Annotated in this window: 23 protein-coding genes and 1 tRNA gene; 10 read left to right on the forward strand and 14 right to left on the reverse strand. The window is 65.7% G+C overall.

Going from position 1 to position 24,873, the window contains the following annotated elements; genetic code table 11:
- Positions 1-91: 91 nt before the first annotated feature.
- Together C441_RS03075 and gdhB are read right to left on the reverse strand one after the other, a co-directional pair.
- The gene (locus C441_RS03075) at positions 92-931 is read right to left on the reverse strand and encodes an HpcH/HpaI aldolase/citrate lyase family protein (protein WP_007273736.1); all 840 of its coding nucleotides are present in this window, start codon (positions 929-931) and stop codon (positions 92-94) included.
- Between the two features lie 51 nt (positions 932-982).
- Positions 983-2,269: a glutamate dehydrogenase GdhB gene (gene gdhB / locus C441_RS03080; RefSeq protein ID WP_007273737.1), complete on the reverse strand. Its 1,287-nt coding sequence runs from the start codon at positions 2,267-2,269 to the stop codon at positions 983-985.
- A 190-nt stretch (positions 2,270-2,459) separates the two neighbouring features.
- Here gdhB and C441_RS03085 point away from each other — a divergent pair, with 190 nt between their 5' ends.
- Both C441_RS03085 and C441_RS03090 read left to right on the forward strand, forming a co-directional pair.
- A complete protein-coding gene (locus tag C441_RS03085; protein WP_338041842.1) occupies positions 2,460-2,990 on the forward strand; it encodes a MaoC family dehydratase in 531 nt (176 codons plus the stop codon).
- Positions 2,991-3,056: 66 nt separating this feature from the next.
- Positions 3,057-3,512 carry a DoxX family membrane protein gene (locus C441_RS03090; RefSeq protein WP_007273739.1) on the forward strand — a complete coding sequence of 152 codons (456 nt, stop codon included), beginning with the start codon at positions 3,057-3,059 and terminating at the stop codon, positions 3,510-3,512.
- Here the strand turns inward: C441_RS03090 and C441_RS03095 are convergent.
- From C441_RS03095 to C441_RS03110, 5 genes are all read right to left on the reverse strand, one after another.
- Entirely contained in the window at positions 3,496-3,855 is a 360-nt protein-coding gene (locus tag C441_RS03095) for a DUF5658 family protein (protein WP_007273740.1), read from the reverse strand. The genes C441_RS03090 and C441_RS03095 overlap by 17 nt on opposite strands.
- Positions 3,856-4,042: 187 nt before the next feature.
- The gene (locus tag C441_RS03100; protein ID WP_007273741.1) at positions 4,043-5,788 is read right to left on the reverse strand and encodes an acyl-CoA carboxylase subunit beta; all 1,746 of its coding nucleotides are present in this window, start codon (positions 5,786-5,788) and stop codon (positions 4,043-4,045) included.
- 206 nt (positions 5,789-5,994) lie between these two features.
- Complete coding sequence (locus C441_RS03105) at positions 5,995-6,888, reverse strand: class 1 fructose-bisphosphatase (RefSeq protein WP_007273742.1); 894 nt, start codon at positions 6,886-6,888, stop codon at positions 5,995-5,997.
- Positions 6,888-7,016: a hypothetical protein gene (locus tag C441_RS20470; protein WP_275040255.1), complete on the reverse strand. Its 129-nt coding sequence runs from the start codon at positions 7,014-7,016 to the stop codon at positions 6,888-6,890. Before C441_RS20470 ends, C441_RS03105 begins: the two co-directional genes overlap by 1 nt.
- A 175-nt stretch (positions 7,017-7,191) precedes the next feature.
- Positions 7,192-8,115, reverse strand: coding sequence for a helix-hairpin-helix domain-containing protein (locus C441_RS03110; RefSeq protein ID WP_007273743.1), 924 nt, complete (start codon positions 8,113-8,115; stop codon positions 7,192-7,194).
- 124 nt (positions 8,116-8,239) lie between these two features.
- On the opposite strand from C441_RS03110, the gene C441_RS03115 reads away from it, so the two are divergent.
- The 6 genes from C441_RS03115 (at position 8,240) to C441_RS03140 (ending at position 14,714) form a co-directional block, all read left to right on the forward strand.
- Positions 8,240-9,100, forward strand: a complete 861-nt coding sequence (locus tag C441_RS03115) for a 3-hydroxyacyl-CoA dehydrogenase family protein (protein WP_007273744.1) — start codon at positions 8,240-8,242, stop codon at positions 9,098-9,100.
- Between the two features lie 139 nt (positions 9,101-9,239).
- Positions 9,240-10,226 carry an ABC transporter ATP-binding protein gene (locus tag C441_RS03120; protein ID WP_007273745.1) on the forward strand — a complete coding sequence of 329 codons (987 nt, stop codon included), beginning with the start codon at positions 9,240-9,242 and terminating at the stop codon, positions 10,224-10,226.
- Positions 10,223-12,082 carry an ABC transporter permease gene (locus C441_RS03125; protein ID WP_007273746.1) on the forward strand — a complete coding sequence of 620 codons (1,860 nt, stop codon included), beginning with the start codon at positions 10,223-10,225 and terminating at the stop codon, positions 12,080-12,082. The genes C441_RS03120 and C441_RS03125 overlap by 4 nt, the downstream gene beginning before the upstream one ends.
- On the forward strand, positions 12,075-13,133 hold the full coding sequence (locus C441_RS03130; RefSeq protein WP_007273747.1) for an ABC transporter permease: 1,059 nt from the start codon (positions 12,075-12,077) through the stop codon (positions 13,131-13,133). Before C441_RS03125 ends, C441_RS03130 begins: the two co-directional genes overlap by 8 nt.
- Before the next feature lie 98 nt (positions 13,134-13,231).
- Positions 13,232-13,561, forward strand: a complete 330-nt coding sequence (locus C441_RS03135) for a DUF5798 family protein (protein WP_007273748.1) — start codon at positions 13,232-13,234, stop codon at positions 13,559-13,561.
- A 172-nt stretch (positions 13,562-13,733) separates the two neighbouring features.
- Positions 13,734-14,714 carry a PLP-dependent cysteine synthase family protein gene (locus C441_RS03140; RefSeq protein WP_007273749.1) on the forward strand — a complete coding sequence of 327 codons (981 nt, stop codon included), beginning with the start codon at positions 13,734-13,736 and terminating at the stop codon, positions 14,712-14,714.
- 51 nt (positions 14,715-14,765) lie between these two features.
- On the opposite strand, the gene C441_RS03145 is transcribed toward C441_RS03140, so the two are convergent.
- From C441_RS03145 to C441_RS03155, 3 genes are all read right to left on the reverse strand, one after another.
- A complete protein-coding gene (locus C441_RS03145) occupies positions 14,766-15,185 on the reverse strand; it encodes a CoA-binding protein (RefSeq protein WP_007273750.1) in 420 nt (139 codons plus the stop codon).
- 138 nt (positions 15,186-15,323) lie between these two features.
- Complete coding sequence (locus C441_RS03150) at positions 15,324-15,935, reverse strand: RAD55 family ATPase (protein WP_004969949.1); 612 nt, start codon at positions 15,933-15,935, stop codon at positions 15,324-15,326.
- Between the two features lie 186 nt (positions 15,936-16,121).
- Positions 16,122-16,976: a geranylgeranylglycerol-phosphate geranylgeranyltransferase gene (locus C441_RS03155; protein ID WP_007273751.1), complete on the reverse strand. Its 855-nt coding sequence runs from the start codon at positions 16,974-16,976 to the stop codon at positions 16,122-16,124.
- A 94-nt stretch (positions 16,977-17,070) separates the two neighbouring features.
- Here C441_RS03155 and C441_RS03160 point away from each other — a divergent pair.
- A tRNA-Arg gene (locus C441_RS03160) sits at positions 17,071-17,145 on the forward strand.
- A gap of 259 nt (positions 17,146-17,404) precedes the next feature.
- Positions 17,405-17,599: a hypothetical protein gene (locus C441_RS03165; protein ID WP_049920393.1), complete on the forward strand. Its 195-nt coding sequence runs from the start codon at positions 17,405-17,407 to the stop codon at positions 17,597-17,599.
- 210 nt (positions 17,600-17,809) lie between these two features.
- Here the strand turns inward: C441_RS03165 and C441_RS03170 are convergent, their stop codons facing one another.
- The 4 genes from C441_RS03170 to C441_RS03185 form a co-directional block, all read right to left on the reverse strand.
- On the reverse strand, positions 17,810-19,249 hold the full coding sequence (locus tag C441_RS03170) for a tyrosine-type recombinase/integrase (protein ID WP_007273752.1): 1,440 nt from the start codon (positions 19,247-19,249) through the stop codon (positions 17,810-17,812).
- 63 nt (positions 19,250-19,312) lie between these two features.
- Positions 19,313-22,789, reverse strand: a complete 3,477-nt coding sequence (locus C441_RS03175; protein WP_007273753.1) for a UvrD-helicase domain-containing protein — start codon at positions 22,787-22,789, stop codon at positions 19,313-19,315.
- Positions 22,782-24,020, reverse strand: coding sequence for a hypothetical protein (locus C441_RS03180; protein WP_049920394.1), 1,239 nt, complete (start codon positions 24,018-24,020; stop codon positions 22,782-22,784). The genes C441_RS03175 and C441_RS03180 overlap by 8 nt, the downstream gene beginning before the upstream one ends.
- Complete coding sequence (locus C441_RS03185; RefSeq protein ID WP_239640803.1) at positions 24,017-24,871, reverse strand: hypothetical protein; 855 nt, start codon at positions 24,869-24,871, stop codon at positions 24,017-24,019. The genes C441_RS03180 and C441_RS03185 overlap by 4 nt, the downstream gene beginning before the upstream one ends.
- Between the last annotated feature and the right edge of the window lie 2 nt (positions 24,872-24,873).

Consider the following 24,873-nt stretch of genomic DNA (forward strand, 5'->3'; position numbering starts at 1 on the left):
TTTTAGCATACCACAGTATTGAGACACATACCCAACGATAAAACGTGGCAGTCGGTGCGCCGACCGCGACGGCGCGCCGGCCGGGGCGCGCTCAGTACGACTCGCCGGCGCGGTCGAGAATGTTCTCGGCCTGCTTGACGAGCGGGGCGTCTATCATCTCGCCGTCGACGCCGAAGACGCCCCGGCCCTCCTCTGCGGCCTCGTCGCGGGCGCGAAGCACCTTTTTCGCCCACGCGACGTCCTCGTCGTCGGGTGAGAACGCCTCGTTGATGACGGGCACCTGCGCGGGGTGGATGGCGAGTTTCCCGTCGTAGCCGAGTCGCCGACCGAACGCGGCGTCCTCGCGGAGTCCCGCCTCGTCCTGATAATCGACGTGGAGCGTGTCGATGGCGTCGACGCCGGCGGCCGCGGCCGCGACGACGACGCGCTCGCGGGCGTAGAGCACCTCGGTCCCGTCGCCGGTCCGGGTCGCGCCCACGTCGGCGGCGAAGTCCTCCGCGCCGAAGACGACGGCGGCGGTGTCGGGCGCGGCCGCGACCTCGGGCGCGGCGAGGACGCCCGCCGCGCTCTCGACGATGGCGATGACGGGACAGTCAGCGCCGACCTCGCGGGCCGCGCCGGCGACGCTCGTCACGTCCTCGGCGCTCGTCGCCTTCGGGACGACCAGCACGTCCGGCGGGTGTTCGGCGCAGACGGCCTCGATGTCGTCGCGCCCGGCGGCACCGGGGTTGACGCGGACCGCGACCTCGGCGTCCGGGTCGAACTCGGGGTCCGCGAGGACCGCGGCGACGGTCTCGCGGGCTTCGGCTTTCCTGTCGGGCGAGACGGCGTCTTCGAGGTCGAAGACGAGCACGTCCGCGCCCGCGCCGGGGGCCTTCCGCAGGAGTTCGGGTCGGTCGCCGGGGGAAAACAGGACGCTTCGTCGGGGCATGGTGTGTGTATCGAGGGGGGCGGTGAAATATCGACGCGTCGGCGACCCGGCTCAGGGCCAGAGGCCGCGGTGTTCGTGGGCCTCGGAGACGCGTTCGAGCGCGACCATGTAGGCGGCGTCGCGCCACGTCACGTCGTGTTCCTCGACGCGCTCGCGGACGGCGGTCCACGCGCGGAGCATCTCCGTCTCCAGTTCGTCGTGGACGCGTTCGAGCGACCACGAGCGGTGGTTGAGGTCCTGCAACCACTCGAAGTACGAGACGGTGACGCCGCCGGCGTTGGCGAGGATGTCGGGGACGACCGGAATCTCGCGTTCCTCGAAAATCTCGCTCGCCGCGGAGGTGGTCGGACCGTTCGCGCCCTCGACGACGAGGTCAGCCTGCACGTCGCCGGCGTTCTCGGCGGTCAGGACGTTGCCGACGGCGGCCGGGATGAGCACGTCGACGTCGAGTTCGAGCAGTTCCTCGTTCGAGAGCTTCCGCGGCGCGTCGTACTTCATGACCGCCTCGGGCTCTTCCTCGTGGGTCGGCACGTCGTGCGTGTCGAGGCCGTCGGGGTCGTAGATGGCCCCGTTCACGTCGGAGACGGCGACGACCGTCGCGCCCTCGTCGTCGAGGAGTCGCGCGGCGGGCGCGCCGACCGAGCCGAACCCCTGGACCGCGACGGTGGTGTCTTCGACGTCCCAGCCGAGGTAGTCGATGGCCTCACGGGCGATGATGGCGACGGAGCGGCCGGGCGCGGTGTCGCGGCCCTCGCTCCCGCCGACGACGGGCGGCTTGCCCGTCACGACGCCCGCCTTCGTCTCGCCTTCCTGCATCGAGTAGGCGTCCATGAACCACGCCATCGTCTGGGCGTCGGTTCCCATGTCGGGCGCGGGGATGTCCTTCGTGGGGCCGATGAAGGGCCGAAGCTCCTCGGCGAACCGCCGGGTGAGCCGCTCTTTCTCGTCGGCCGAGAGGTCCTTGGGGTCGACGACGATGCCGCCTTTGCCGCCGCCGAAGGGCAGGTCCATCACGGCGCACTTCCACGTCATCCACATCGAGAGCCCGATGCACTCGGCCTCGGTCACGCCGGGGTGGAACCGGAGGCCGCCCTTGTAGGGGCCGCGGACGCTGTCGTGCTGGGCGCGGTAGCCGGTGTAGACCGCGGTCGAACCGTCGTCGCGCTCGAGCGGCACCGAGACGCGGTGAACCTGATTCGGATGCCGAAGCCGCTCGATGACGCCGGGGTCGACGTCGAGGTTCGCCGCCGCGCGTTCGAGCTGTCGGCGGGCCGTCTGGAGGGCTGTCTCTTCGGTCGGTTCGTCGTCCGTCGCGGTGGATGGTACTGCGGATGCCATGATTGGTCGTGCCGGCCGAGCGCCGGCTGTGCCGGGGGACAGACGCGTTGTCCCGCGCCCGCAGTGACGGCCGAACCGTCGACCGAACGGCCGACCGAATCAGCCGCCATCGGGCGCTTTCGCAATCCTCTATTGTGGATAATTATAATGGTTGTTATCTAGTTTTGTTCGGGGCAATAGTTGTCACACGGTGCGACCGACCGGCACGGTTTTATCACGGTCTATCACACGCACCACTATGACCGGTCTGTACTACGAGGAGTTCGAGGTCGGCCGGACCATCGAACACGAAAAGCGCCGCACCGTCTCGGAGTCGGACAACCAGCGGTTCTGCGACATGACGATGAATCAGCAACCGCTCCACCTCGACGCCGAGTTCGCGGCCGACTCGCAGTTCGGCGAGCGACTGGTCAACGGCCTCTACACGATGAGCCTCGCGGTCGGCCTCTCGATTCCCGACACGACCGACGGGACCATCGTGGCGAACCTCGGCTACGACGACGTGTCCCACCCGAACCCGGTGTTCTACGGCGACACGCTCCGGGCGCAGACGACCGTCCTCGACAAGCGCGAGACCTCCGACGGCGAGCGCGGCGTGGTGACGATGCGCGTCGAGGTGTTCAATCAGGACGACGAACTCGTCTGCGAGTTCGAGCGCACGGCGCTGTCGCTGAAACGCGAGTTCGCCGACGATGTCGACGCCGACGCGGACGACGCCTGAACCGGCTGACTGGACCGGCCTCCAACCCACCCGCACCGTTTTCTCTCCGGCGTCGCTAAGCCGGACATGGATTTCGACGGTCTCTCTGCGCGAGTCGCGTCGGCCAGCGACCGGGCCGCGTCGGTCGCCGACCGCGCCCCCGAACCGGCGACCGTCGCCCGAGTCGGCCTCGGCGCGATGGTGTTGGCCGCGGGCGTCCACAAACTTCTGGACCCGCTTTCGTGGTCGGCCTACGTCGTCCCGTGGCTCGCGCCGTTGCTCGTCGTCTCGCCGGTGACGTTCATGCTCGTAAACGGCGTCCTCGAAGTCGGCTTCGGCGCGGCCATCGTCGCCGACCGCTACACCGGCCTCGCGAGCGCCGTCGCGGCCGTCTCGCTGTCGGCGACGTGTCTCTACCTCGCGGTCGTCTTCGTCGTCGAGGGGGGCCTGTTCGGCGACGTGCTCGCCCGCGACATCGGACTGGCGGGGCTCGCGTGGGCCGTGCTTCTCGACTCGCTCCGGCGGCCTACCCGAACACCGTGACGAGGATGAGTTGCGTGTTCATCAGCCCGGCGACGCCCCACGGGACGGCCACGCCGATTGGAATCGCCCCGCGGTAGCGACTCGGGAGGACGTGCCACGCGACGACCGCGACCGCGAGCACGACGAGTTTCAGCGAGATGAGCGCACCCACCGGCCCGAGCGCGGGCATGAGCGCGAGAACGACGGGGTTCAGTTCGGCCAGTCCCCGGCCGAGACCGTAGAGCGTCGTCAGCACGTCGAGGACGAACGCCAGCATCGTCACGGTCCAGAGGACGTGCTCGTCGCTCACCGCGTGTGTGAGTGCCGGTCGGGGCGTCTCGGGAATGGGGAGTTCGTGGCTCATGGCGGGCTATCGGCAGGCGACAGTTCCCGAAACCGGGCCGAGACGACGGGCGGGACGCGGTGGAGCGGGACGGGAGTCAGCAGGCGATAGCGTCCGTAGCACCCCCGACACCCTCAGTACGAACCGCTTAGGTCAGTTACCGTGAGATTACCCGCCGGAAAAACAGAGCATTAACCCCCGAGTCGGCTCAGATGACGGTCCCGTGTTTCTTGTCGGGGAGCGACTTGTCCACGTCCGCGTAGAACTCGAAGCGGGCCGCAAGCTCGTCGCGGAGGGTCGACGGCGGGACGATTTCGTCGATGACGACCTCGCTCGCCATCCGGTGGGCGTCGATGTCTTCTCTGTACTCCTCGCGGAGTTCGTCTTCCATCCGCGCCCGTTCTTCGGGGTCGTCGATGTCGGCGAGCTTGTTCGCGTACACCGCGTTGATGGCGGCCTCGGGGCCCATGATGCCGATCTCCCCCGAGGGGAGCGCGATGACGCTCTCGGGGTCGTAGGCCGGGCCACCCATGGCGTAGATGCCCGCGCCGTAGGCCTTCCGCACGATGACGGTCTGCTTGGGCACCGTCGCCGACGACGTGGCGTAGATGAACTTCTTTCCCTTCTCGAGGATGGCGTCTTTTTCGACCTGCGAGCCGGCCATGAAGCCGGGCGTGTCACAGAGGTAGAGGAGCGGAATCTCGTAGGCGTCGCAGGTCCAGATGAACTCCGCGGCCTTCTCGGCGGCGTCGGGGAAGATGGCTCCCGAGCGCTCGGTGGGCTGGTTGGCGACGATGCCGACCGGGCGGCCGTCGATGCGGGCGAACGCGGTGACGATTTCCTCGCCGTAGTCGGGCTTCAGTTCGAACACCGACTCGGCGTCGACGACGCGCTCGATGAGGTCGTGGGCGTCGTAGGGTCGGTTCGGCGACTCGGGGATGAGTTCGTCGATGCCGTCGGGCGAGTACCGCGGCGGTTTCGACTCGGAGCGCGGCGGCTTCTCGCCGGCCTTGTCGGGGAGGTAGGTGACGAGTTGGGCGACGAGTTCGCGGGCGTGGGCCTCGTCGCGGGCGACGAGGTCGGCGCTCCCGGACTCCTCGGCGTGCATCCGCGCGCCGCCGAGGTCCTGCATGGAAATCTCCTCGCCGGTGACCATCTTCACCATGCGCGGCGAGGCGATGGCCATCGCGGACATCCCCTCGACCATGACCGTGAAGTCGGCGAAGACGGGCGTGTAGGCCGCGCCGGCGATACACGGCCCGTAGAGGACGCAAATCTGCGGGACGTACCCCGAGAGCATCGAGTGGTTGTAGTAGTACTTCCCGATGCCCTCGCGGTTGGCGAAGAAGCCGGTCTGCTGGTCGATGCGGCCGCCGGAAGAATCCATCAGGTAGAGCACCGGCTTGCCCGTCTTGAGCGCCCGCTGTTGCATCCGGAGGAACTTCTCGACGCCGCGGCGGGCCATCGACCCGGCCTTGACCGTGAAGTCGTTGGCCATGAAGTGGAGGTCGCGCCCTTCGAACTCGGCGGCCCCCGTGAGCAAGCCGTCGCCGGGGAGGCGGGTGTTCGGGTCCGCCTCGTCGACCTCGGGAGAGTTCTCGTGCCACGAGTCGAAGTTGGCGAACTTGCCGTCTTCGAACGCCAGCCCGTCGGGGAACCAGAGGTCGAGGCGGTCGCGGACGAACAGCTTTCCCGACTCCGGCAGGCGCTGTTTGTACTTCTCGGGGCCGCCGCCGAGGATGTCCGCGATTTCCTCGCGGAGTTTCTCCTCGCGCTCTGTCGGTCCCATGTCGTCGTCCAGCGGGAAGGTGTCCGCGGGCGGTTCGGCGTCCGCGACGGCCTCCTCGCCGTCGCCGACGAAGACGTTCACGTCCGTCCCGAGGTGTCGCGCCAGCGCGTTGGCGATGGCCTCGGCCTCGTCGCCGGTCGCGCCGTCGCCGATTCTGACCTTCATACTCGGTGATGCACCACCGTATTCAAAATGGTTTTCCATGCACGATTTGCCGGGCGGTCGAATAGAGGCCGGCGGCAGTCCGGCCGCAGTCCGCTCGGAGACCAGTCGCTATCGACTGCGGAGTCCGTGGAAAACGAGTGTGCCCGGTCGTTTCGGTTCGCTCGGTGCGGTCGGTGCGGTTACTGTGGTCGACGAGTCGGGCGCGCTCAGTCCAGCGCGGCTTCGAGCATCGCCACGAGGTCGGTGTTGCCGACGTACATCGGGGTCCGCGCGTGGAGTTCGTCCTTGTCCACGTCGAGAAGCGACTTCGTGCCGTCGGAGGTCGCGCCGCCGGCCGTCTCGATGACGTAGCCGATGGGGTAGCCCTCGAACTGGACGCGGAGTTTGCCCTCGGGGGCGGACTCCAGCGTCGGGTACGCGAAGATGCCGCCGTAGGTCAGAATCTGGTTCACGTCGCCGATCATCGACCCGCCGTAGCGGAGCTTACGCGAGGCGTCCTGTTCGACCTCGCGGGCGAACGCCTCGAAGTCGTCGGTCCAGTCGGGGACGCGGCCGCCGAAGCCGTACACCGACCCCTCGTCGGGGAGCGTAACGTCCTCGCGGACGAGCTCGTGGCTCGCGTCGTCGTGGATGACGTACTCGTCGACGGTCCCGTTGCGGGCGACGACCATCGTCATGACCGGGCCGTAGAGGACGTAGCCGGCGGCGACGAGGTCGCGGCCGTGGGCCGGCAGGGGGGCCTCGTACACCGCGAAGATGGTCCCCATCGTGTTGTTCGGCTTCAGGTTAGACGAGCCGTCGAGCGGGTCGACAGCGACCGACAGGCGACCGGTGCCAACGTCCACGGACTCGGGCCGCTCCTCGCTGGCGTACTCGCCGACGCCGTCGAGCGCGCCGATGCGCTCGCAGAGGAGGTCGTCGGCGAACACGTCGGCGGCCATCTGCGTCTCGCCGCTCGGGTTCTCGTCTTCGGCGGTGACGCGCCGGCCGGGCAGGCCGGTCCGAATCTCGGGCGCGGTGCTCGCGATGACGTCGACCACGCCGTCGATGGTCCGCACGTCGCGGGCGGTCTCGGCGGTGTTGATGTCTGTCGTCGCCATCAGGCCCACCCCTCGGAGCGTCGGCGAGTCGTCGGCGAGTCGTCGGCGAGGCGGGAACTGCCCCCGAGCGTCGTCGGGGCGGAAGATACCGTCTGCGGGGAGTCGACGGCCGTGTCGGAACCGGGCATCATCTGATTCAAAATGGTGTAACTACCTATATAAATACTGCGTCTAGAGTGGTTTAGGAGATATTGCTGGATTCAGTCGTTATGAGGTCTGTAACAAAATATTACGGGAGAATACGATGCGAATAAAAATTACTACTCAGATAGTAAAAATTCGGACGGCAGTCAGAACCGGCGGTCATTCCATGGCGTCGCGCGCCTGGCCCTTCCACGCGCTGACGACGGTCGGGTCGATTTGGAGGGCGTCGGCGACGTGTTCCGGGTCGGCGGTGGCGAGTCGCCTGACGGACCGGACGCCCGCCTCGGCGAGCAGTTCGGCGTCGGCCTCGTCGACGCCGGCGAGCGTCGTGAGCGGTTCGGGTTTCGACCGCTCGCGCCACGCCGCCTCGGCCGCGAGCGCGTCTCCCGAGCCGTCGGCCGACGCGCCGGTCGTCTCCCGCCCGCTGGGCGTCCAATCACCCGACGCCGTCGGCCCCGAGGGCGTGTCCCGCCCGCCTTCAGACCCCGACGGCGTCCAGTCCCCGTCTCGCGCGGACCCGTTCGTCCCTGTCGTCTCGCCCCGGCCGCTCGGCGTCCAATCGCCGGCCTCGCCGTCGCTGTCGCCGTCGTCGGCGTCGTCTGCGCCGCCGGTCTCGTCCCAGTCGCCCGAACTCGCGGCGACCCACGCGCGCTCGTCGTCGCCCAGTCCGCGGACCTGCGACGAGCGCCGGTCGAGGTCGTCGCCGGAGTTGAACGACCACGAAAGCGAGTGCCAGCGCCGAATCTTCGCCGCCACGCCGGGGTTCGTCCCCGCGGCGACGAGGTCGCGGTAACACACCTCGCCGTCGACGATAGCGGCCGCGTCGATGTTCGCCCCGGCGAGGCAGTCGGCGGTCGCCGGGCCGACGTATTTCAGGTCCTGTAGCTCGGTCGGGACGCCGTCGCTCGCGCGGTCGCCCCGCGGTCTGAGCAGGTGGGTCAGCGCCTCCTCGGGGTCTTTCGGTCCCTCGTCCGGCCCGTTCCCCCGGGTCGAGCCCTCGCCGTCGCTCGGGCGCGCGTCCGAGACGGCTTCCCCTCCGTCCCCGCTCGCGTCGTCTCCGTCGTATCTGCCGGCGTCGTTCACCCCAGTCACCGTTGCATATCCCCATTCTTGCGCCCGACTTGAGTCTTCCCGTGGTAGTCACGGGTCTGTCACTATTCCGAACGCATCGGCAAGTTTTACCCCCCCACCTCGCGCAGAACCGGACATGTACGATACCGAAGATATCGACACGGTGGGCGTCGTCGGCGCGGGAACGATGGGCAACGGCATCGCGCAGGTGGCCGCGATGGCCGGCTACGACGTGGTCATGCGCGACCTCGAACCCGAGTACGTCGAGCGCGGCCTGTCGGCTATCGACGACAGCCTCTCGCGATTCGTCTCCAAGGAGAAACTGACCGCGGAGGAGGCCGACGCGACCAAAGGGCGCGTCTCGGGGACGACCGAACTCGCGGACCTCGCCGACTGCGACCTCGTGGTCGAGGCGGCCGTCGAGAACATGGACGTCAAGCGCGAGGTCTTCGCCGACCTCGACGACATCGTCCCGGAGGGCGTCGTGCTGGCGACGAACACCAGCACGCTCTCCATCACGACCATCGCGGCCGCGACCGAGCGCCCCGAACTCGTCGTCGGCCTCCACTTCATGAACCCCGTGCCGATTATGAAGGGCGTCGAGGTCGTCCGCGGCGAGAAGACCGACGACGACGTCGTCGCGTTCGCCCACGAGTTCTCCGAGGACCTCGGCAAGGAGACGTGGGAGTCCGACGACAAGCCCGGCTTCGTCACCAACCGCATCCTCATGCCGTGGCTCAACGAGGGCATCCGCGCCTACGACGAGGGCGTCGCCGAAAAGGAGGACATCGACCGCGGCATGACCCTCGGCACGAACGTCCCGATGGGGCCGCTCACCCTCGCGGACCACATCGGCCTCGACATCTGTCTGGACGCCTCCGAGACGCTGTTCGAGGAGCTCGGCGACCGCTACAAGCCGGCGTACCTGCTCAAGCGCAAGGTCGCGGCGGGCGACCTCGGCAAGAAGACGGGCAAGGGCTTCTACGAGTACGACTAACGGCGCTCGTCGGGCGTCTGCGGTCGTCCCCTTTCGTCAGCCGCGGGACGGCGAAACTGTTGCCCCGCGAATGGGAAGGCTATCAATCCTGAAACCCCGCGCGAACGCTTTTTATGCCGTCCCGCGTGAAACTCTCACAATGATTACGGTCGAGAACCTGCGGAAGACCTACGGCGACTTCCCCGCCGTCGTGGGAAGCGACTTCTCGGTCGAGTCGGGCGAGGTGTTCGGCATCGTCGGCCCCAACGGCGCGGGGAAGACGACGACGCTGAAGATGCTCGCCGGGCTCGTCGAGCCGACCGGCGGGTCGGCGTCGGTGCTCGGATACGACCCCGAGGAGCCGGCGATGCGGCGCAAACTCGGCTTTCTCCCCGAGGAGTCGCCGCTGTACGAGGACATGACGGCGCGGTCGTACCTCCGGTTTTTCGCCGACCTCTACGACGTGCCCCGCGACGTGGCCGACGAGCGCACCGGCGCGGTGCTCGACCGCCTCGACCTCGAATACCGCGACCGGCGACTCGGCGACATGTCGAAGGGAATGAAGCGAAAAGTCGCCATCGCCCGGTCGCTCGTCAACGACCCCGACCTGCTCATCTACGACGAACCGGCCAGCGGCCTCGACCCGCTGACGACGAACGTCGTCTTGGAGTTCGTCCGCGAACTCCGCGACGAGGACAAGACCGTCGTCTTCAGCGCGCACAACCTCTTTCACGTCGAGTCCATCTGCGACCGCGTGGTCATCATGAACCGCGGGGAAATCATCGCCCGCGGGACGGTCCCCGAGATTCGCGCGGAACACGGCGAGACGACCTACCGCGTGTTCACGACCGTCCCGCTCGCGGAGACGCTCCCCGCGGACGACGAGGCCGACGGCGAGGAGCGCCACGTCGCCGTCGTCGACGAGATGTCGGCCGTCGAGTCGCTCCGCGAGCGCGCCGAGGCCGCCGGCGGCCGCGTCGCCGACATCCGAACCGACGAGGCGTCGCTGGAGGACATCTTCCTCCGCCTCGCCCGCGAGGCGCCCACGACGAGCGAAGCCGAGGGCGGACGCGGCGGGGGCGCCGGCGGGACCACCGCCGTCGACGAGCCCGAACGGCGCGTCGCCGGAGGGAACGAGCAGTCGTGAGCGACCGCCGAACCCGACTCGTCGCGCACGCCCGGACCGTCCTCCGCATCGCCCGCTGGGAGGTGTCGCGCTCGGCGGGGACGCTCGACCGCCGAACCGCCGTCATCGGCCTCGTCGCCGTCCTCGTCGCCGGCGGCATCGCGGCGGGCGCGGCGGGCGGCGGCGTCGCGCTCGACCGCGACCTCTACCGCGTCGGCATCGCCGGCGACAACCCCTACTACGACGCGGTCGAGCAGTCGTCGGCGCTCGACCCGCGCCCCGTCTCGGACCCGAACGTCGAGCTCGTCGTCAGCGAGACGCACATCTCGGTCGCGGACACGCAGACCGGCCGGGCCGCCTACGCCGCGTTCCGCGACGCGGTCCAGTCGTACAACGAGCGACAGATGGCCCGCGAGGAGAACCAGTCCGCCGCGTTCCCCGTCGTCGTGGACCTCCAGTACCGCGAACGGGACGCGCTGGTCCCGACCGGAAGCCGCGTCGACGCCAGTGCAGGCGGTGGCGGCGACCCCGGGACTGCTGGCGGCGGCGGAACCGACACCGAAGCAGGGGATGGCGGTGGAACCGGCGACACCGCGGGCGGGACAGCCGGCGGCGGCCCGAGCGCGTCCGACGCCGCGGCGGCCGACGACGGCAGTGTCGACGCCCCGTCGCTCGGCGGGATGGCTGGTCTGTTCGGCGGCGACACCAGCGGGTCGCCGGCGAGCATCAGCCCGCCGTTCCCCTTTGCCTCGCTCGTCCTCGCCTTCGCCTTCCTCGTGCCGATGAACTTCGTGATTCAGGCCTACGGGTCGAGCGTCCTCAACGAGCGCATCAACCGCCGCGGCGAACTGCTCCTCGTCGCGCCCATCTCGCCGGGCGACATCGTCGCCGGCAAGACGCTCCCGTACCTGCTCGGCACGGTCGCTATCACCGTCGCAATCGCGGCGGCGGTCGGCGGGGGCGTCGTCTCGGTGGCCGCGGTCGTCCCCGTCGGCCTGCTGTTCCTCGCGTCGACGTTCGTCGGCGCGATGTTCGCCCGGTCGTTCAAGGAGCTCACGTTCGTCACGGTGACGGTGTCGGTGTTCCTGACGACGTACACGTTCGTCCCGGCCATCTTCACGAACATCACGCCCATCGCGCTCATCTCGCCGCTGACGCTCGTCGTCCGCGACCTCGCCGGCGAGTCGATTCCGCTCGGCGAGTTCCTGTTTTCGGTCGGGCCGATTCTCCTCGCCGCGGGCGTGTTGTTCCTGCTCGGCGTCGGCGTCTACCGGGAGGAGGACATGTTCACCCAACGCCCGGTCCCGCTGAAGTTCCTCGACGCGCTCGACAGCCGCATCTCGCGGGCGCGCTCGGTTGCGACGCTGTCGGCGCTGTCGATTCCGTTCGTCTTCATCGCCGAACTGCTGGCCATCGCCGTGCTTTTCGTCCTCCCCATCGACCTGACCGTCCCGATGATTCTCGTCGCGGTCGCGGTCGTCGAGGAGCTGGCAAAGAGCCTCCACGTCCTCGCCGCCTTCGAGAAGGCGCGGTTTTCCCGGACGCTCCGGTCGTCGCTCGTCCTCGGCGGGCTCTCGGGGCTCGGCTTCTTCGTCGGCGAGAAGTTCACCGCCATCGCCCAACTCGCCGGGTTGCAGTCTCTCACCCTCGGACAGACCGCCTTCGCGCCCTCCGGCGTCGGCATCGCCGACGGCACCGGCGTGAGCGTCCTCGTCGTCCTCGGGCTGTTCCTCGCGCCGCTTGTGCTCCACGCGGTGACCGCCAGCGTGACCGCCTTCGGAGCGAGTCGGGGGCGCTCGGCGTACGGCGTCGCGCTCGTGGGCGCAATCGCCATTCACCTCGTCTACAACCTGCAGGTGGTGAGCTCCCTTGGGTAACCCGCGATTCGCCATCGCCCGGCGCGAACTCGGCAGTCTCCGCAAGGAGAAGACCATCGTGCTGGCGCTGGCCATCCAGCTGTTCGTCGCGGCGTTCTCGTCGTTCCTCGTCGTCGGCCTCGTCTCGCTGTACGACCCCGGCGCGGCGAGCTATCAGGTCGACGTGGCCGTCACGGGCGACGAGGAGGCCGTCGAGGACCTGCTCCGCGCCGTCGGGACCGAAGACGGACTCAGCGGGCGGCCGTACGCCTCCTCGTCGGACGCGCTGACGGCGTTCCAACAGCGGGAGGTCGATGCCGTCTTAGAGGCCTCGACGGGCGAAGACGACAGGATACGAGTCACGGCTGTCGCGCCCGACTCGGGGGTAGAGACGACGGCGGTCGTCGTCCGCCTCCGCGACGCGCTCCGCGAGCTGGAGCGCACCGAGCGCGCGGAGCGGAGCGCGTCCCTCGCAACGGACCCGCTTTCCCTCCCACCGGCGACGGAGTCGAGCCCGTACTTCGGCTTCACCTACACGGTGCTCGTCCCGCTTCTGCTGTTCCTGCCCGTGTTCATCTCCGGGTCGCTGGTGGTGGATTCGCTCGCCGAGGAGGTCGCCCGCGGCACGCTCGAACTCCTCCGCGTCGCGCCCGTGAGCTTCGCGGCCGTCGTGGACGGGAAGCTCCTCGCGGCCGGCGGACTGGCCCCGGTGCAGGCCATCGCGTGGATGCTCCTCCTCCAACTGAACGGGACCGCTATCGAGAGCGTGCCGTGGCTGTTCGGTATGGTCGCCGGACTGTCGGCCGTCGTCGTCACCCTCGGCGCGGCGGTGGCGATTACGTCGCCCGACCGCCGGGTGGCACAACTCCTGTACTCCATCGGCGTGCTCCTCGTCTTCGCGGGCACGTCGCTTCTGCCCCTGAACCCCGCGAACACGGCCGCGCGACTGGCGCTCGGGACCGCGGGCGTCGGCGCGAAGGCCGCCGTCGCGGGGCTGGTCTTCGTCGGCGTCGTCGCGCTTGTCGGCCTCCGATTCCTCGTCGACCGGGTGGACCCGAACGAACTCGGCTGAGGTGCTCGGGTGTCGTCCCCGGGTTTCGGCGCTCGCGTTTTCGGTGCCGGCCACGCCGCACCGGAAGTCGTACAAGCCCCGAGTCCGAGAGGCGACACATGGCACTCGGAGGAACCGCGAAGAAGCTCCAGAAGGTCGCAGAGATGGCCGAAGACGTGTACAAGAAGCTCAACGAACTGCGCGAGCAGGTCGTCGAGGTCCGCGAGACGGTCAACGAGACGAAGTCGCGCGTCGACCGACTCGAAGCCGAGAACGCCGAACAGCGGGCGATTCTCGAAGCCATCGCCGAAGAGCAGGGTATCGACCTCGACGCCGTCATCGCCGACGCACACATCGCCGAGGCCGAGGAGGACGCGGCCGGCGACGAGACCGCAGACGCCGACGCATCTGACGCCGACGCGTCGAGTGACGCCACCGACGAAGCGTAAGCCGACTAGCCCCTCCGTCTCTCTGGTTCTCTTTCGGCACCACGCTCCCGTCGGAGCCCCGACTCGGACTTCAGAGCGGCGTCTCTCGACTCGTTCTCGTGCGAGTCCGCTTCCGGCGAGGGGGAACGACGGGATGAAAACGTTCAGGGTCTGGGGCAACTTTTGCCCGCGTATGACCACGCACCGCGGCCCCTTCGACTCGGTGCTCGACACCGTCGGCGAGACGCCGCTCGTCAGGGTCCACGCGTCGCCCGACGAGGTGCCCGTCTACGCGAAGCTCGAATCGTTCAACCCGGGCGCGAGCGTCAAGGACCGCATCGGGAAGTACATGCTCGAACGGATGCTCGAATCTGGCGAGCTCCCCGAGGGCGGCACCATCGTCGAGCCGACCGCCGGCAACACCGGTATCGGCTTCGCCGTCGCGGCCGGCCAGCTCGGCATCCGCGCGGTGTTCGTCGTCCCCGAGCGGTTCAGCGTGGAGAAACAGACGCTCATGCGCGCGCTCGGAGCCGACGTGGTGAACACGCCCACCGCCGACGGGATGGGCGGCGCTATCGACCGCGCCCACAAGCTCGCCGACGAACTCGACGACGCCGTCGTCCCCCAGCAGTTCTCCAATCCGCTCAACCCCGAGGCGCACTACGAGACGACCGCGCCCGAGATTTACGACGCGCTCGACGGCGCGGTCGGCGCGCTCGTCGCCGGCTGTGGCACCGCGGGCACGCTCATGGGGCTGGCGCGCTACGGCCGCGAACGCCACGAAGACACGTTCGTCACCGCCGTCGAACCCGAGGGGTCGCTCTACGCCCGGCTCCACGGCCGCGACGTGGCGGAGGCGTCGTACAAGACCGAGGGCATCGGCACGCACGACCCCGCGACCAACGAGCTGTTCGACCCCGAACTGGTGGACGAAATCGTCCAAATCGGCGACCGCGACACCCACGCCGAGATGCAACGCCTCGCCGCGGAGGAGGGACACCTCGTCGCGTCGAGCGCCGCCGCCAACTCGCTGGCCGCCATCGACGTGGCCGAGCGCGCCGCCGCCGGCGACCTCGACCTCCCCCACGACGCCGTGGTCACGGTGTTCCCCGACTCCTCGGAGCGATACCTCTCGAAGGGCGTCTACGGCGACTTCGAGTCGTGGGAAGGGTAGCAAAGGCCGGCCGGAAGCCGACCCGGGTCGAACCGCCGGTTCGGCGGGCGCTCAGGCGAGCCGCGAGTGCTCGACCTTGAAGCACCGGTCCTGAACGAACGAGAGCCCCGCCTCCTCGGCGCGGGCGGCCGCGTCGTCGTCGCGGATGCCGAGTTGGAGCCAGACGGCGGCCACGTCGCCGCGGGCGTCGGCGCGCTCGATTGCGGCGTCGACGATGTCGCCCGCCTCCTCGGACGGTCGGAACACGTCGACGATATCGACGTCCTCGTCCACGTCGGCGAGCGAGTCGTACGCCGTCTCGCCGAGAATCTCGTCGTGGAACGGGTTGACGGGGACGACGCGGTAGCCCTGTCTCTGTATGTACGCCGGGACGTCGTGGGCGGGCTTGCCGGGCGTGGCCGAACAGCCGACGACCGCGACGGTCTCGGCGTCGAACAGCGCGCGGATGTCGTCGTCGCTGGTGATGGGCATACGTACGAGGAGACGGGGCGCGGATAAAAACGTCAGGCGGCTGTGCGGCGCGGCCGCCGTCCCACTCCCGCCCGTCGGTCCGCAGTCTCTGGTCTCTGGAATCGACGTCTCACAGTCGTAGACGGCGCGAGGTCTCGTCTAGTGGTCCGCGATGCGGATGTCCGGCGGCGCGTCCTCGTGGGTCGTGATGATGCCGTCGAAAAGCTGTTTGATGGTGTTCATCGTCCGGTCGTCGTGGGCGTCGGCGTCGATGGTGAACAGGCCGAGTCCGCCCACGCTCTGGATGCGGCCGGTGAACACGTGGAGGAACCGGAAGACGGTCTGGAGGTCGGCGTACATCAGGAGCGTCGACAGCGAGTGGAGCATGATGCGGTTCTCCGAGAGCCCGCGGTCCTGGTAGTACTCCTGCAGAATCTCCGAAAGCTTGATTCCGATACCGGTCATGTCGACCGGCGACGACGTGTAGCGGATTCGCTCGTCGTCGCGGACTTCGCCGACGCCCTGCTGTTTCGTGACGCAGTCGACGACTGCGACGGGTTTGCCCTCGTAGTCGAGTCGTTTGCCGAAGTCCGAGAGGATGCGGTCCGCGCCGTCTTTGGTCGTGACGATGATTGACCCCTCGCCGTTTCGAGTCCCCGCCGCGAGGATGTCGAGCGCCAGCGAGCGCTTGCCGGTCAGCGGCGGTCCGACGAGGAGGAGGTTCGTGCCCGGTTCGACCTCGACGTCGAGATCAGCGCCCAGGTTATACATGCAGGTACCTCGGCTCGATGTCGTCGACTCCGAGGAATGCACTCGCCTGACGCTTCCGCTCGCCGGGGGTCATCGGATAGTACGACCATACAGTGAGCCGGTAATATTCTTTTTGATTGGAGGATCGAACACTTCCGGTTCGTCGGGGTGTTCTCCGGGAACTGACCGGTCGCTCGTCCCCACCGTTTATATGAGTCCTCCCGCCGGTGCCGCCGCCCGTCCGAGGATGAACGCGAACGCCGCGAGGAACATTCCGTGTTTGAGCCGACGCTGGGCCGCGGCCGGGTCACTGAACGACCGGGCGGCGGCGACGAGCATGAGCGCGTCGGCGGGGACGACCACGGCGAGGTACGCCAGTCCGAACTCCCCCCGGACGAACGGCACCGCGCTCGCGCCGACCGCGACCACGAGGACGGCCGCACCGAACCACAGCGACGCCGCCTCGCCGACGACGATGGGGAGCGTCCGAAGCCCCTCGGCTCTGTCGCCGCCGATGTCTTCGACGTCCTTGACGATTTCGCGGGTCAGCGTCGCCAGCGCGGCGAGCACGCAGAGGACGGCCGCGCCCAACGGCTCGCCGATGGCCGCGCCGCCGAACAGGAACGTCGAGCCGGTGAGCGCGGCGACGACGACGTTGCCGACGCCGGGGAGTCCCTTGAAGAACTCCGTGTACGCGAGGAGCGCGACGAGGTTGACCACGGCGATGGCGATGGCGACGACCGGGAGGACGAGCGCCGAGACGACCGCGCCGCCGAACAGCGCGACGCTGAACCACTTGGCCTCGGCGGCGCTCACCGCGCCGCGGGGAATCGGCCGGTCCGGTCGGTTGATGCGGTCGATGTCGCGGTCGAAGTAGTCGTTGACGGCGTTGCCCGCGCCCGTGGCGAACACGGTGGCGAGCACCGCCGCGACGACGACGAGCGCATCGCTCGGGGACGCCCCGGCGACGAACGCCCCGGTGAACGTGAGCACGCCCGCGGCGACCGCGTTTCCCGGTCGGGTGAGTTCGGCGAACCCGCGCGCCCGCGCTCCGAGAGACATACCCCGTATTGTTCCGAGGTCGGGTATAAATCGCGCGGAGTCGCCGCCTCGAATCAATCCATTTAAAGCAGTCCACAACAGACGAAGTCATGTAGGGCGCTTAGCTCAGTCTGGACAGAGTGCTTGGCTTCGGACCAAGTTGCCGTGGGTTCAAATCCTGCAGCGCCCATTCGTTTTCCGAACGATCTAGATTCAACAGACGGCGTAGACTTCCTTTTAAACAAGTCGCTCTTCGCGCGAAAGAGTCCGTTCCGATCCATCACGGGGGTCGTCGCCGTCATGCGATTCGCTAGCGCTAAAGTATCGGCGTACCCACAAAAAGGTGGGTGGTCCTCGTCATTGATCAATATAGGGATGAAACGCTCAACGAAAGGGAGATGCTCTGACCGGGCGCTGGGGTTTTGTTAGTTGACGAAATATGATTCGATATGGCTGACGGTCGCCCGCCGTCCAGCGAGGAATTTCGCCGCTACATCGCCAGTCTCCATCAATTAAACCGGATGTGTAGACGTCCAACCGACAGCCCCGCCGAAGACGGATTCACTGAACAGGTGGATGATGATGACCTCGAACGCGAACTTGATGACCTAGAAGAGGAACTTCGGGAAGACAGATTACTCTGAACGGTATGCGGTTTACCCGTCTGGATCTCGTTCGTCGCCAGCATTCGACGTCGATACACAATAACTCGTTCTCCTTCTGTGATTCCCAGAGGTAGACTAGGATAATTCACAGATGCAGTGCGCCATATCGTACTACCCCGCACCGCTGGGGACGTCCTCACGGAAATGTTTTTCGCTGAATCGGACCGGGCGCGCGCCCGGCCAGCGCGTCTACTGAAAGAGAAGAGAGAGGTCCACAGCCAATGGACCCACAACCAGCACGAGATACGCAGCCATCCCTTTCGCCAGTCGTTCCGCACTTGGAACAGCGCCCTCATCAGCAGTCCAGTACTCAGTCCACTCCTGACCCAGCCGCGACCACACAGCCCCAACCGAAAATGCGGCTGCGCCCGTGATCGTCGCCGCCGCCATTCTGTTGCTGTCGTGGTCACCGTCGTAATAGTCCGACAGCCGTGTGTCAACCGTCTCCGCCCGGTAGTCTTCCGGTGGCGCATGTTCGCTTGGATCTACGCGGTGTGGGTCTTCGATGTCTGCAATCGTTGTCGCAGTCGTCACGGGCCGACCGTCCTCGAACTGGACGCGGTCGGAATCCCGCTTTATGTTACCAGGGAGATCGTGTTTCCGGGGGTCGTAACTCAACTCGTCCACGTCAGGGAAGCCAGCGTACTTGAAAGGGAGCGACGCCTTGCGCGGATGGACAAGCTGAATCGGAGTGTCACGTTGCTCGTGGTGGCGGGTAAGCCGGACATCCCGGTCGAACCGAATTCCATCTGGCGTGATCGGCGCGAACGGCTCCCCCTGGAACGGGGTCGGGTTCATCACGACTGGATACCGATACCCAGGTTCGGCCGGCACGACCGGCGGCGCTTCGTCTTCCTTCCCGAGCAGCGAGTACACCTTGTGACTGGTAATGCGACCACTCTGCCGCAGGTACCGGGCGGCAGTCTGGATATCCTGCCAACCCGCAAGATCACAGAGCATCTTCGGATCAACCGAGATGTCCGCAAGAAACGTGAGACCAGTCGCCCGGAGCGGATGGGGGGACAGCTCATCAGGGTCCAAGCCGTTGGCGTTTTCTGCAGCTTTCGTAATCAGTCGGCTCACCGAGTACCGCTGGTGTTGAAGGCAGTCATTGTGGTCGAAAAAGGTCATCAGGCACGCAGTGATGCGCTCAGACCACCCGAATGGGACAGTGCGTGCTGACCGGTCGTATTTGGGCTCCCAGCGCTCACTATAGAGGATGTCCTCAAGTGTCTCCGGCCGACAGTAGCTAGCCTTCTCAACGACGGTATCGCGGGCGTCTGCGTTCAGGTCTCGCCACTTGACGTCATCAGCCCACTCGCCCTTATCTTGTAGCTCCTTTAGTCCGCGGCGGCCCCAGATGTCGCGGGCAGTGAGCCAGCATCGTTTGCAGCCGCAGGGGTCATAGCTCGGGATCTTGATTTCGCCTCGCCGCCAGTCGATCCACTCCTCACGGAGGTGCTGGATCTCTTGGAGACGGAGACCTAGTCGCCCTGCGAGTAGGATGATGTAGCAGGCGGCGAGTCGCGCACTAGGATTCTTAATCTTGAGCGCACCCTGATAGAGTCTGAAATAGGCGTCGGTGTTGAGGGCTTTATCGGCCGATGGAAGAGCGTTTGGGTTCGTCATGCACACCTCATATGAGCGTTTGCGGTAAAAGGGTCAGCCGTGAGACAGGGACGTAACTGACAGCTACTGGCGAACCAGAGAGGCGAGTCTCCGTTCGACAATCTCTGACGGCCACGATGATTCGATTGTGTCACGCTCAACTCCGAAGGTCTCCACTGCCCGATTCACGGTGGTTGTCGAGCATTCCTGTTGCTCGAAGAGGTACGAGTAGGCTGTCACCTGTAGCTCGTACCGACGTCTTGTCTCTGGCGTTTGGTTCGTCAGTGTAATCTTCACGTCGGAAACGTGCCGTTCGCCCGAATGTAACTCGACGACGAAGTCGCTCGTCCCGTGGATCTCGATCTCGACGTCGTCGATTGTCACGAGTCCATCGACAGGTCTCTCGACGGCAACCCGGTCGGCCCGCTGAATCCGACTCCACAGGTCCGACGCTAGGAAGTCGTCCAATACCTCCTCTCTGAAGAAGTTGAACAGTCCGTCACGTTCGTCCTCGTCGATTCGCGGAGCGTGGTCATCCACGACGTCGTCGAACACGTGGCGAACTTCGCTCTCTGCCGAACGAAGTGTCTCTTCGGACATCTCGCGTTCGACGAGCGTGGTCAGAGCCTCGTGTAAGCAGGTGCCGACATCGTCCGGACCCAGTTCGTCGAACTGGAGAGGGACATCGTCAGGAACGTCGTTAGCCTCTGTGTGCAGAGCTTTCCCGAGGAGGTGATTGAGAACCTGTGCGTCGGGGTCGTCCGTGAGTGGGTACATCGTACTTGGGTTGATGAACCGTGGAACCCACGGGTCAAGATCCGCGCGACGCGGTGGATTGACGGCAACGTCGTCGTTACGGGATGTGGATCTATTCGTCCACGTAGCGCGAAGCTCGACGTCGTTGACGCCGACGTCGAACGCTCCCGTCTCTGTATCGACCGTGTAGGACCCAGTCTGATCGCCGTTGAAGTTGAGTCCGTCCCGTATCGTGTCGAGCCACCGGTCACGAGGACGGGGTTCACCGGGTAGCGACCGTGGAAGCGGTACGACGAGGTGATCTCTCGCCCGCGTGAGCGCGACGTACAGGAGTCGCCACGCCTCGGCTCGCTCGTTCGCCGCAACTCGCCTGAGGCGTTCGGGACCGACAAGTGACGTCGAGTCCGCGGACTCGGCGACGTCGTCGCACCAGTGACCCGTGGCCCACCGCAATCCGACGTCGCGGTCGCGCGTGTCCTCCGGGTCGTAGAGCCCGTTGACGAACGGTGGGAGCGAAGTGTCCGAGGGAATGTCGGTGTCGGTCGGGGGTGCGAGTCCGGCTATGTTCCCTTGAGTGATGAAGCGTTGGGCCTGTGGCCCGTGCTTCCAGAGGCCGAATCCGGGATTCGCAATCACGACGACGTCGTCTTGGTCGCCCTTCGCGTCGTGTATCGTGCGGAATTCGACGTCGTGACTCGTGTCTGCCGTACTCGGCTGGTTCGGCCCCATGTAGGTATTTTCTCGAAATGGGGCGATCAGCTCAGTGAGTTCGAGGGGAGTGAAGTGCTCGTCCGCTTCCCACTCTTCTATGGTTTCTACGAGTGCATCGAGGTTGGCGACTCGCTGTGCAGAATCGACGTCAAAGCATCTGTTGGGATCTGCTCGAAGGGCGAGTCTCTCGATGATGTCCTCGATATAGACTGCAGCGGGACGGGAGAGGAAGCTATCGCGCCGTTCGCGCAGTTCAGCGAGGCCATCGAGTAGGTGCTGGTGAGAATCCGACAGATTGCAGTCGTCGAGAACCGCGTCGATGTCCCAACGATGGGTTTCGAAGTTGCTTGCAAGTGGTTCGAGACCGAGGTTCGACTCGGTGACGAGGTTGCGGGTTCGCTCTGGGTCAGCAGGCGCGACCAGCCATTCACAGACATCGAGAACTGCGTCCACGACGTCACACTCAAAGAGATCTTCGCTCGCGTTTCGAACGCTGAGTCCCATCTCCTCGAACGCCTCTTCGTAGGCGTCCATCTTCGACGACCATCTGAACAGAACCGTAATTCCGAGAGGCTCTCCGCCGTCGTCGGTGAACGTCCCATCCGCGAGTCCCTTCGAGACCAGTGTCGCTAACGTCGTCGCTTCGCCACGGCCTTCGACAGGTTTGACCCACGTGTAGGAATCGGGGTCAGAAGCCAGAGGGTCGAAGGACGCGATGTGGACACTCGATTCGTCGGTCGAATCTCGATCCGCTTCGAGCCCAGGGTATCGGACGTCCAACTCTCCAATGTTCCCACGTGCTGGATCGGTGAGAGCCGTCTCAGAGATTTCGTTGATCGCACTGGCTATGTCGGGGACGCACCGGTACGTGGTCTTCGCGGTCCGGTGCTCGTGGACGTCCCAGTCGATCCCGAGGTATTCTCCTTCGACCGTCGCCGTCTCGAAGAGAGTTGGTTCCGCGTGCCTCCACAAGTAGACGCTCTGGAGCAGGTCACCGGCACCCAACACACGCGTAGTGGGTGTAACTAAGTGTGAGAGGGCAGCGTGCTGTATCGACGAGACGTCTTGCGCTTCGTCGATGATCAAGCTCTGCACCCGCGTATGGTACCGCTGTCTGATCCGGGTACGGTGCGCGTCATCGACGTCGTCGAGGCGGTCGTCGAAGTAGGCGTCCACGAGATAAGCGACGTCCGTATGCGACACGACTCCGAGGTCACGGATGGTCTGCCGGTACGTTCGCCGGTACTCTTCAAGTACAACACAGAGGTCATCGATGCGTGCGCTCCAGTCGTCGTGGAGCGCCGAATCTGCCTCATAGATCTTCTCTCGGTCGTCCTCGTCGATATCGTCGTAGGCACTCTCGTCAACGTCTGCTCCGACACAGCGATTAGCCGCGGCGACGACGTCGTCGAACGCTTTCGGGCGACCATCCGCGTACACGTCTTCGAAGGTCTGTTCCAGTTCAGTTCGGAACTCGTCTGTAGAGATCCGACGGTCCCGGCAATGTGCGACGGCTGTCTCAAGCATTTCGCTCACGTCGTCGTCGAATTCGGCATCGGGATAGGCATCCTCCAGCCGTTCCAGCCGCCGCGCCAAGTTCGAATCGTTCTGGATAGCCCGGTAACATACAGCGTGCAGGTGTTTCTGTCGAGCCGCGTTCCCGACGACAGGCATCTCTTGGAAGCCGATATCGTGTGCGATCTCACTCAACACATCTCGAAGAATACTGTCGATGGTGCCGACATACGGGGCACGTCTGATCCGTTGGACCAAGAGTTCCACCTCCTCAACTGAGACTTGGTCCGCGGCAGGGACGAGGTCGTGTTCGACTATCTCTCGAAGACGGTCACAGATCTCCGGGATGATACCCGACGCTTCACTCCTGTTGAAGGAGATGACTGCGACTCGCTGTTCGGGAGTCGCGTCCCCCTCAGCGTACCGGCGGAGAATGTCTTCTGCGGCGATGTGGTTCGTGACTTCAGATTTACCTGCCCCCGGGACACAGTTGAGTGTATACAACCCGGAATCGTGTCGGAAGTACGCGTCCCGAATTGCTCGCTGTGCGTTCTGGAGGCGGATCGGACCGTCACTCACCGCCGGTCACCTCGTTGTCGAGCATTGCTCGAACGACGTCCGGAAGTTCGCGTTCGGGGCTCAACAACCGCTTCTGCTCAGCATCAGGAACGACGTCCGTCTCCAGATGCTCTATTAGAGGAGATGGACGACGTTCCTCACCAGCCAGGTTTTCGATGTGACGGGTGACGATTAATCCCTCCCCGGCAGCTCTCAGAACATCGTCGAACTGATCTCGGTCCCGACCAGTCGTCCAAGCGGTTCGCGGCGCGAGCGTTCCAACACGACTGTCTCCGCGGAGGATCTCTTCCTGGAGTTCTGGGGGGATGACACTCTCAGTTTGCTTCGGCCACTCGCCATCGACCAATCCAACGGTAATGACGTACGGGACGTCCAACAGCCACACGTCGTTCGCTTCGAGGATATCTACTGCACGTGCGTTCGAGTGTTCCCTTCGACCGGGGCGTTGTGTTGCGATTAGCTGGGCAAGCTCTGCGACGCTACTCCACGACCGGTCAAGGGTTCCTTCGTCGAGTCGATCTGCGTACTTGTGACGCAATTGCTGGACGAGGGTTTTGACGCGAACGACCGCCCGTGCGTCACGCTCTGTCTCGATGAGAGCCGGCGAATCGTTCGCTTTCGTCACCGGAAGGCCGTGTTCCTCGTACATTTCGACGACGTCAGTAAGGACGTCAGTCACTGCCGCCGGCGTCGGTTCCGGGCATTCTCCAAGCCACTCGACGTACGTCACGAGACGTTCGTCAGCTTCCGGGTTCTCTTCGAGTTCGTCGTGCCACTCTCCAAGCGTCCGTGGTCCATCGGGCAACGCCTGCATCGACACTTGAACCCCTCCTGGGTCGATTGGCCACGACGGCGACGTCGCCGACGCAGGACACCAGCGGTGTTCGAGCGGCCGGCACAGGGTCTCCCGAGATGGTTCCCTGGTGCCAAGCACGTCGCACACCGACTCGATGAGTGCGTATGGACGCGTCTGCGTCACCCGGAGCTGAACCCAGAATACGGGCGTAATACCGTACTGCACAGCTGCGCGGTAGAGCGACTCTTCGTACTGGTCCAAATTACGTGCGACGACGGCGACGTCGCGTACGGGAACACCGACATCCCGGAGGCCAGCTACGGTCGCCATCACTGTTCGAGCCTCCTCGCGGCGCGTCGTCGTCGCCAACTCTGCAACGGGAACATCGGCGTCGTCGAGTGGCTCCACGAGGGAAAGGCGATCTGTGGATGTCACGGATCGAACACCACCGCTCCCGGTTCGGCGACGTCGAATAGTTGCGGTACTCGCCGGGAGAGATACGATCCTGTCCCACGTCGGAAATGGATGTGGACAGACACAGACACGGAGTTCAGTACGGCGTGCAAGAGGTCGATGTGTGCCGCGGGGACGCTGCTGACGCCGACGAGCGAAACACAGTCCACCTCTGGGAACGCTTCGTGCCAAACCTTTCCGTCGGTGGCGAGGATATTCCTCGCCGCGCGGCGGACGAACTCCACCTCAGAGATCGACTTCGACGTACGCTGGCGGAGTGCTCGTTCGATGCCTGTCGCAGCACTCAGGATTTCAGCTGCGTCCGCGTCAATCGGCGCTGTGAGCCCATCTGCGACGTCCCGGAATATTCCGAGTCGTTCTGGGTGGAATCCGGTCACGTTCTCGATCTCTGTCCGAACCTGTTCGACGGTCTGTGGATCCGAAGGCACGGCAGGAGATGTGATCGGCATCTCGTCTTCAGATAGTACGGATCGAATCATCGACAGGCGGTCGATGCGGTCAATTGTCGTCGTCGGAAGACCTGCAGCGTCGAGGATTCGTTCCCCGACCTCTGAAGGGTCGGCAAACTGTAAGCCGTCTTTTGGCGTCTGTGACTCTCGGAGTCTCCGCTGGATGTTGCGTCGGTGTAACTCCACGGGAGCCAGGACTAACTCCGTCTGATTCCACAAATTGTCTGCACGCTCAAGTAAGGCTTCTTCGTGCCCAACGTGGAGAGTCAGATTCCGAGGGAGTTGTTCCTGGAGTGTCTTAGCCATGGGTGTGTCACAGTCTGTGGCGGAGGTGTGGCCGAGATGTACGATCTCGCTACTCACCG

It is taken from the genome of Haloferax sulfurifontis ATCC BAA-897, assembly GCF_000337835.1.
GTDB classification, from domain to species: domain Archaea; phylum Halobacteriota; class Halobacteria; order Halobacteriales; family Haloferacaceae; genus Haloferax; species Haloferax denitrificans.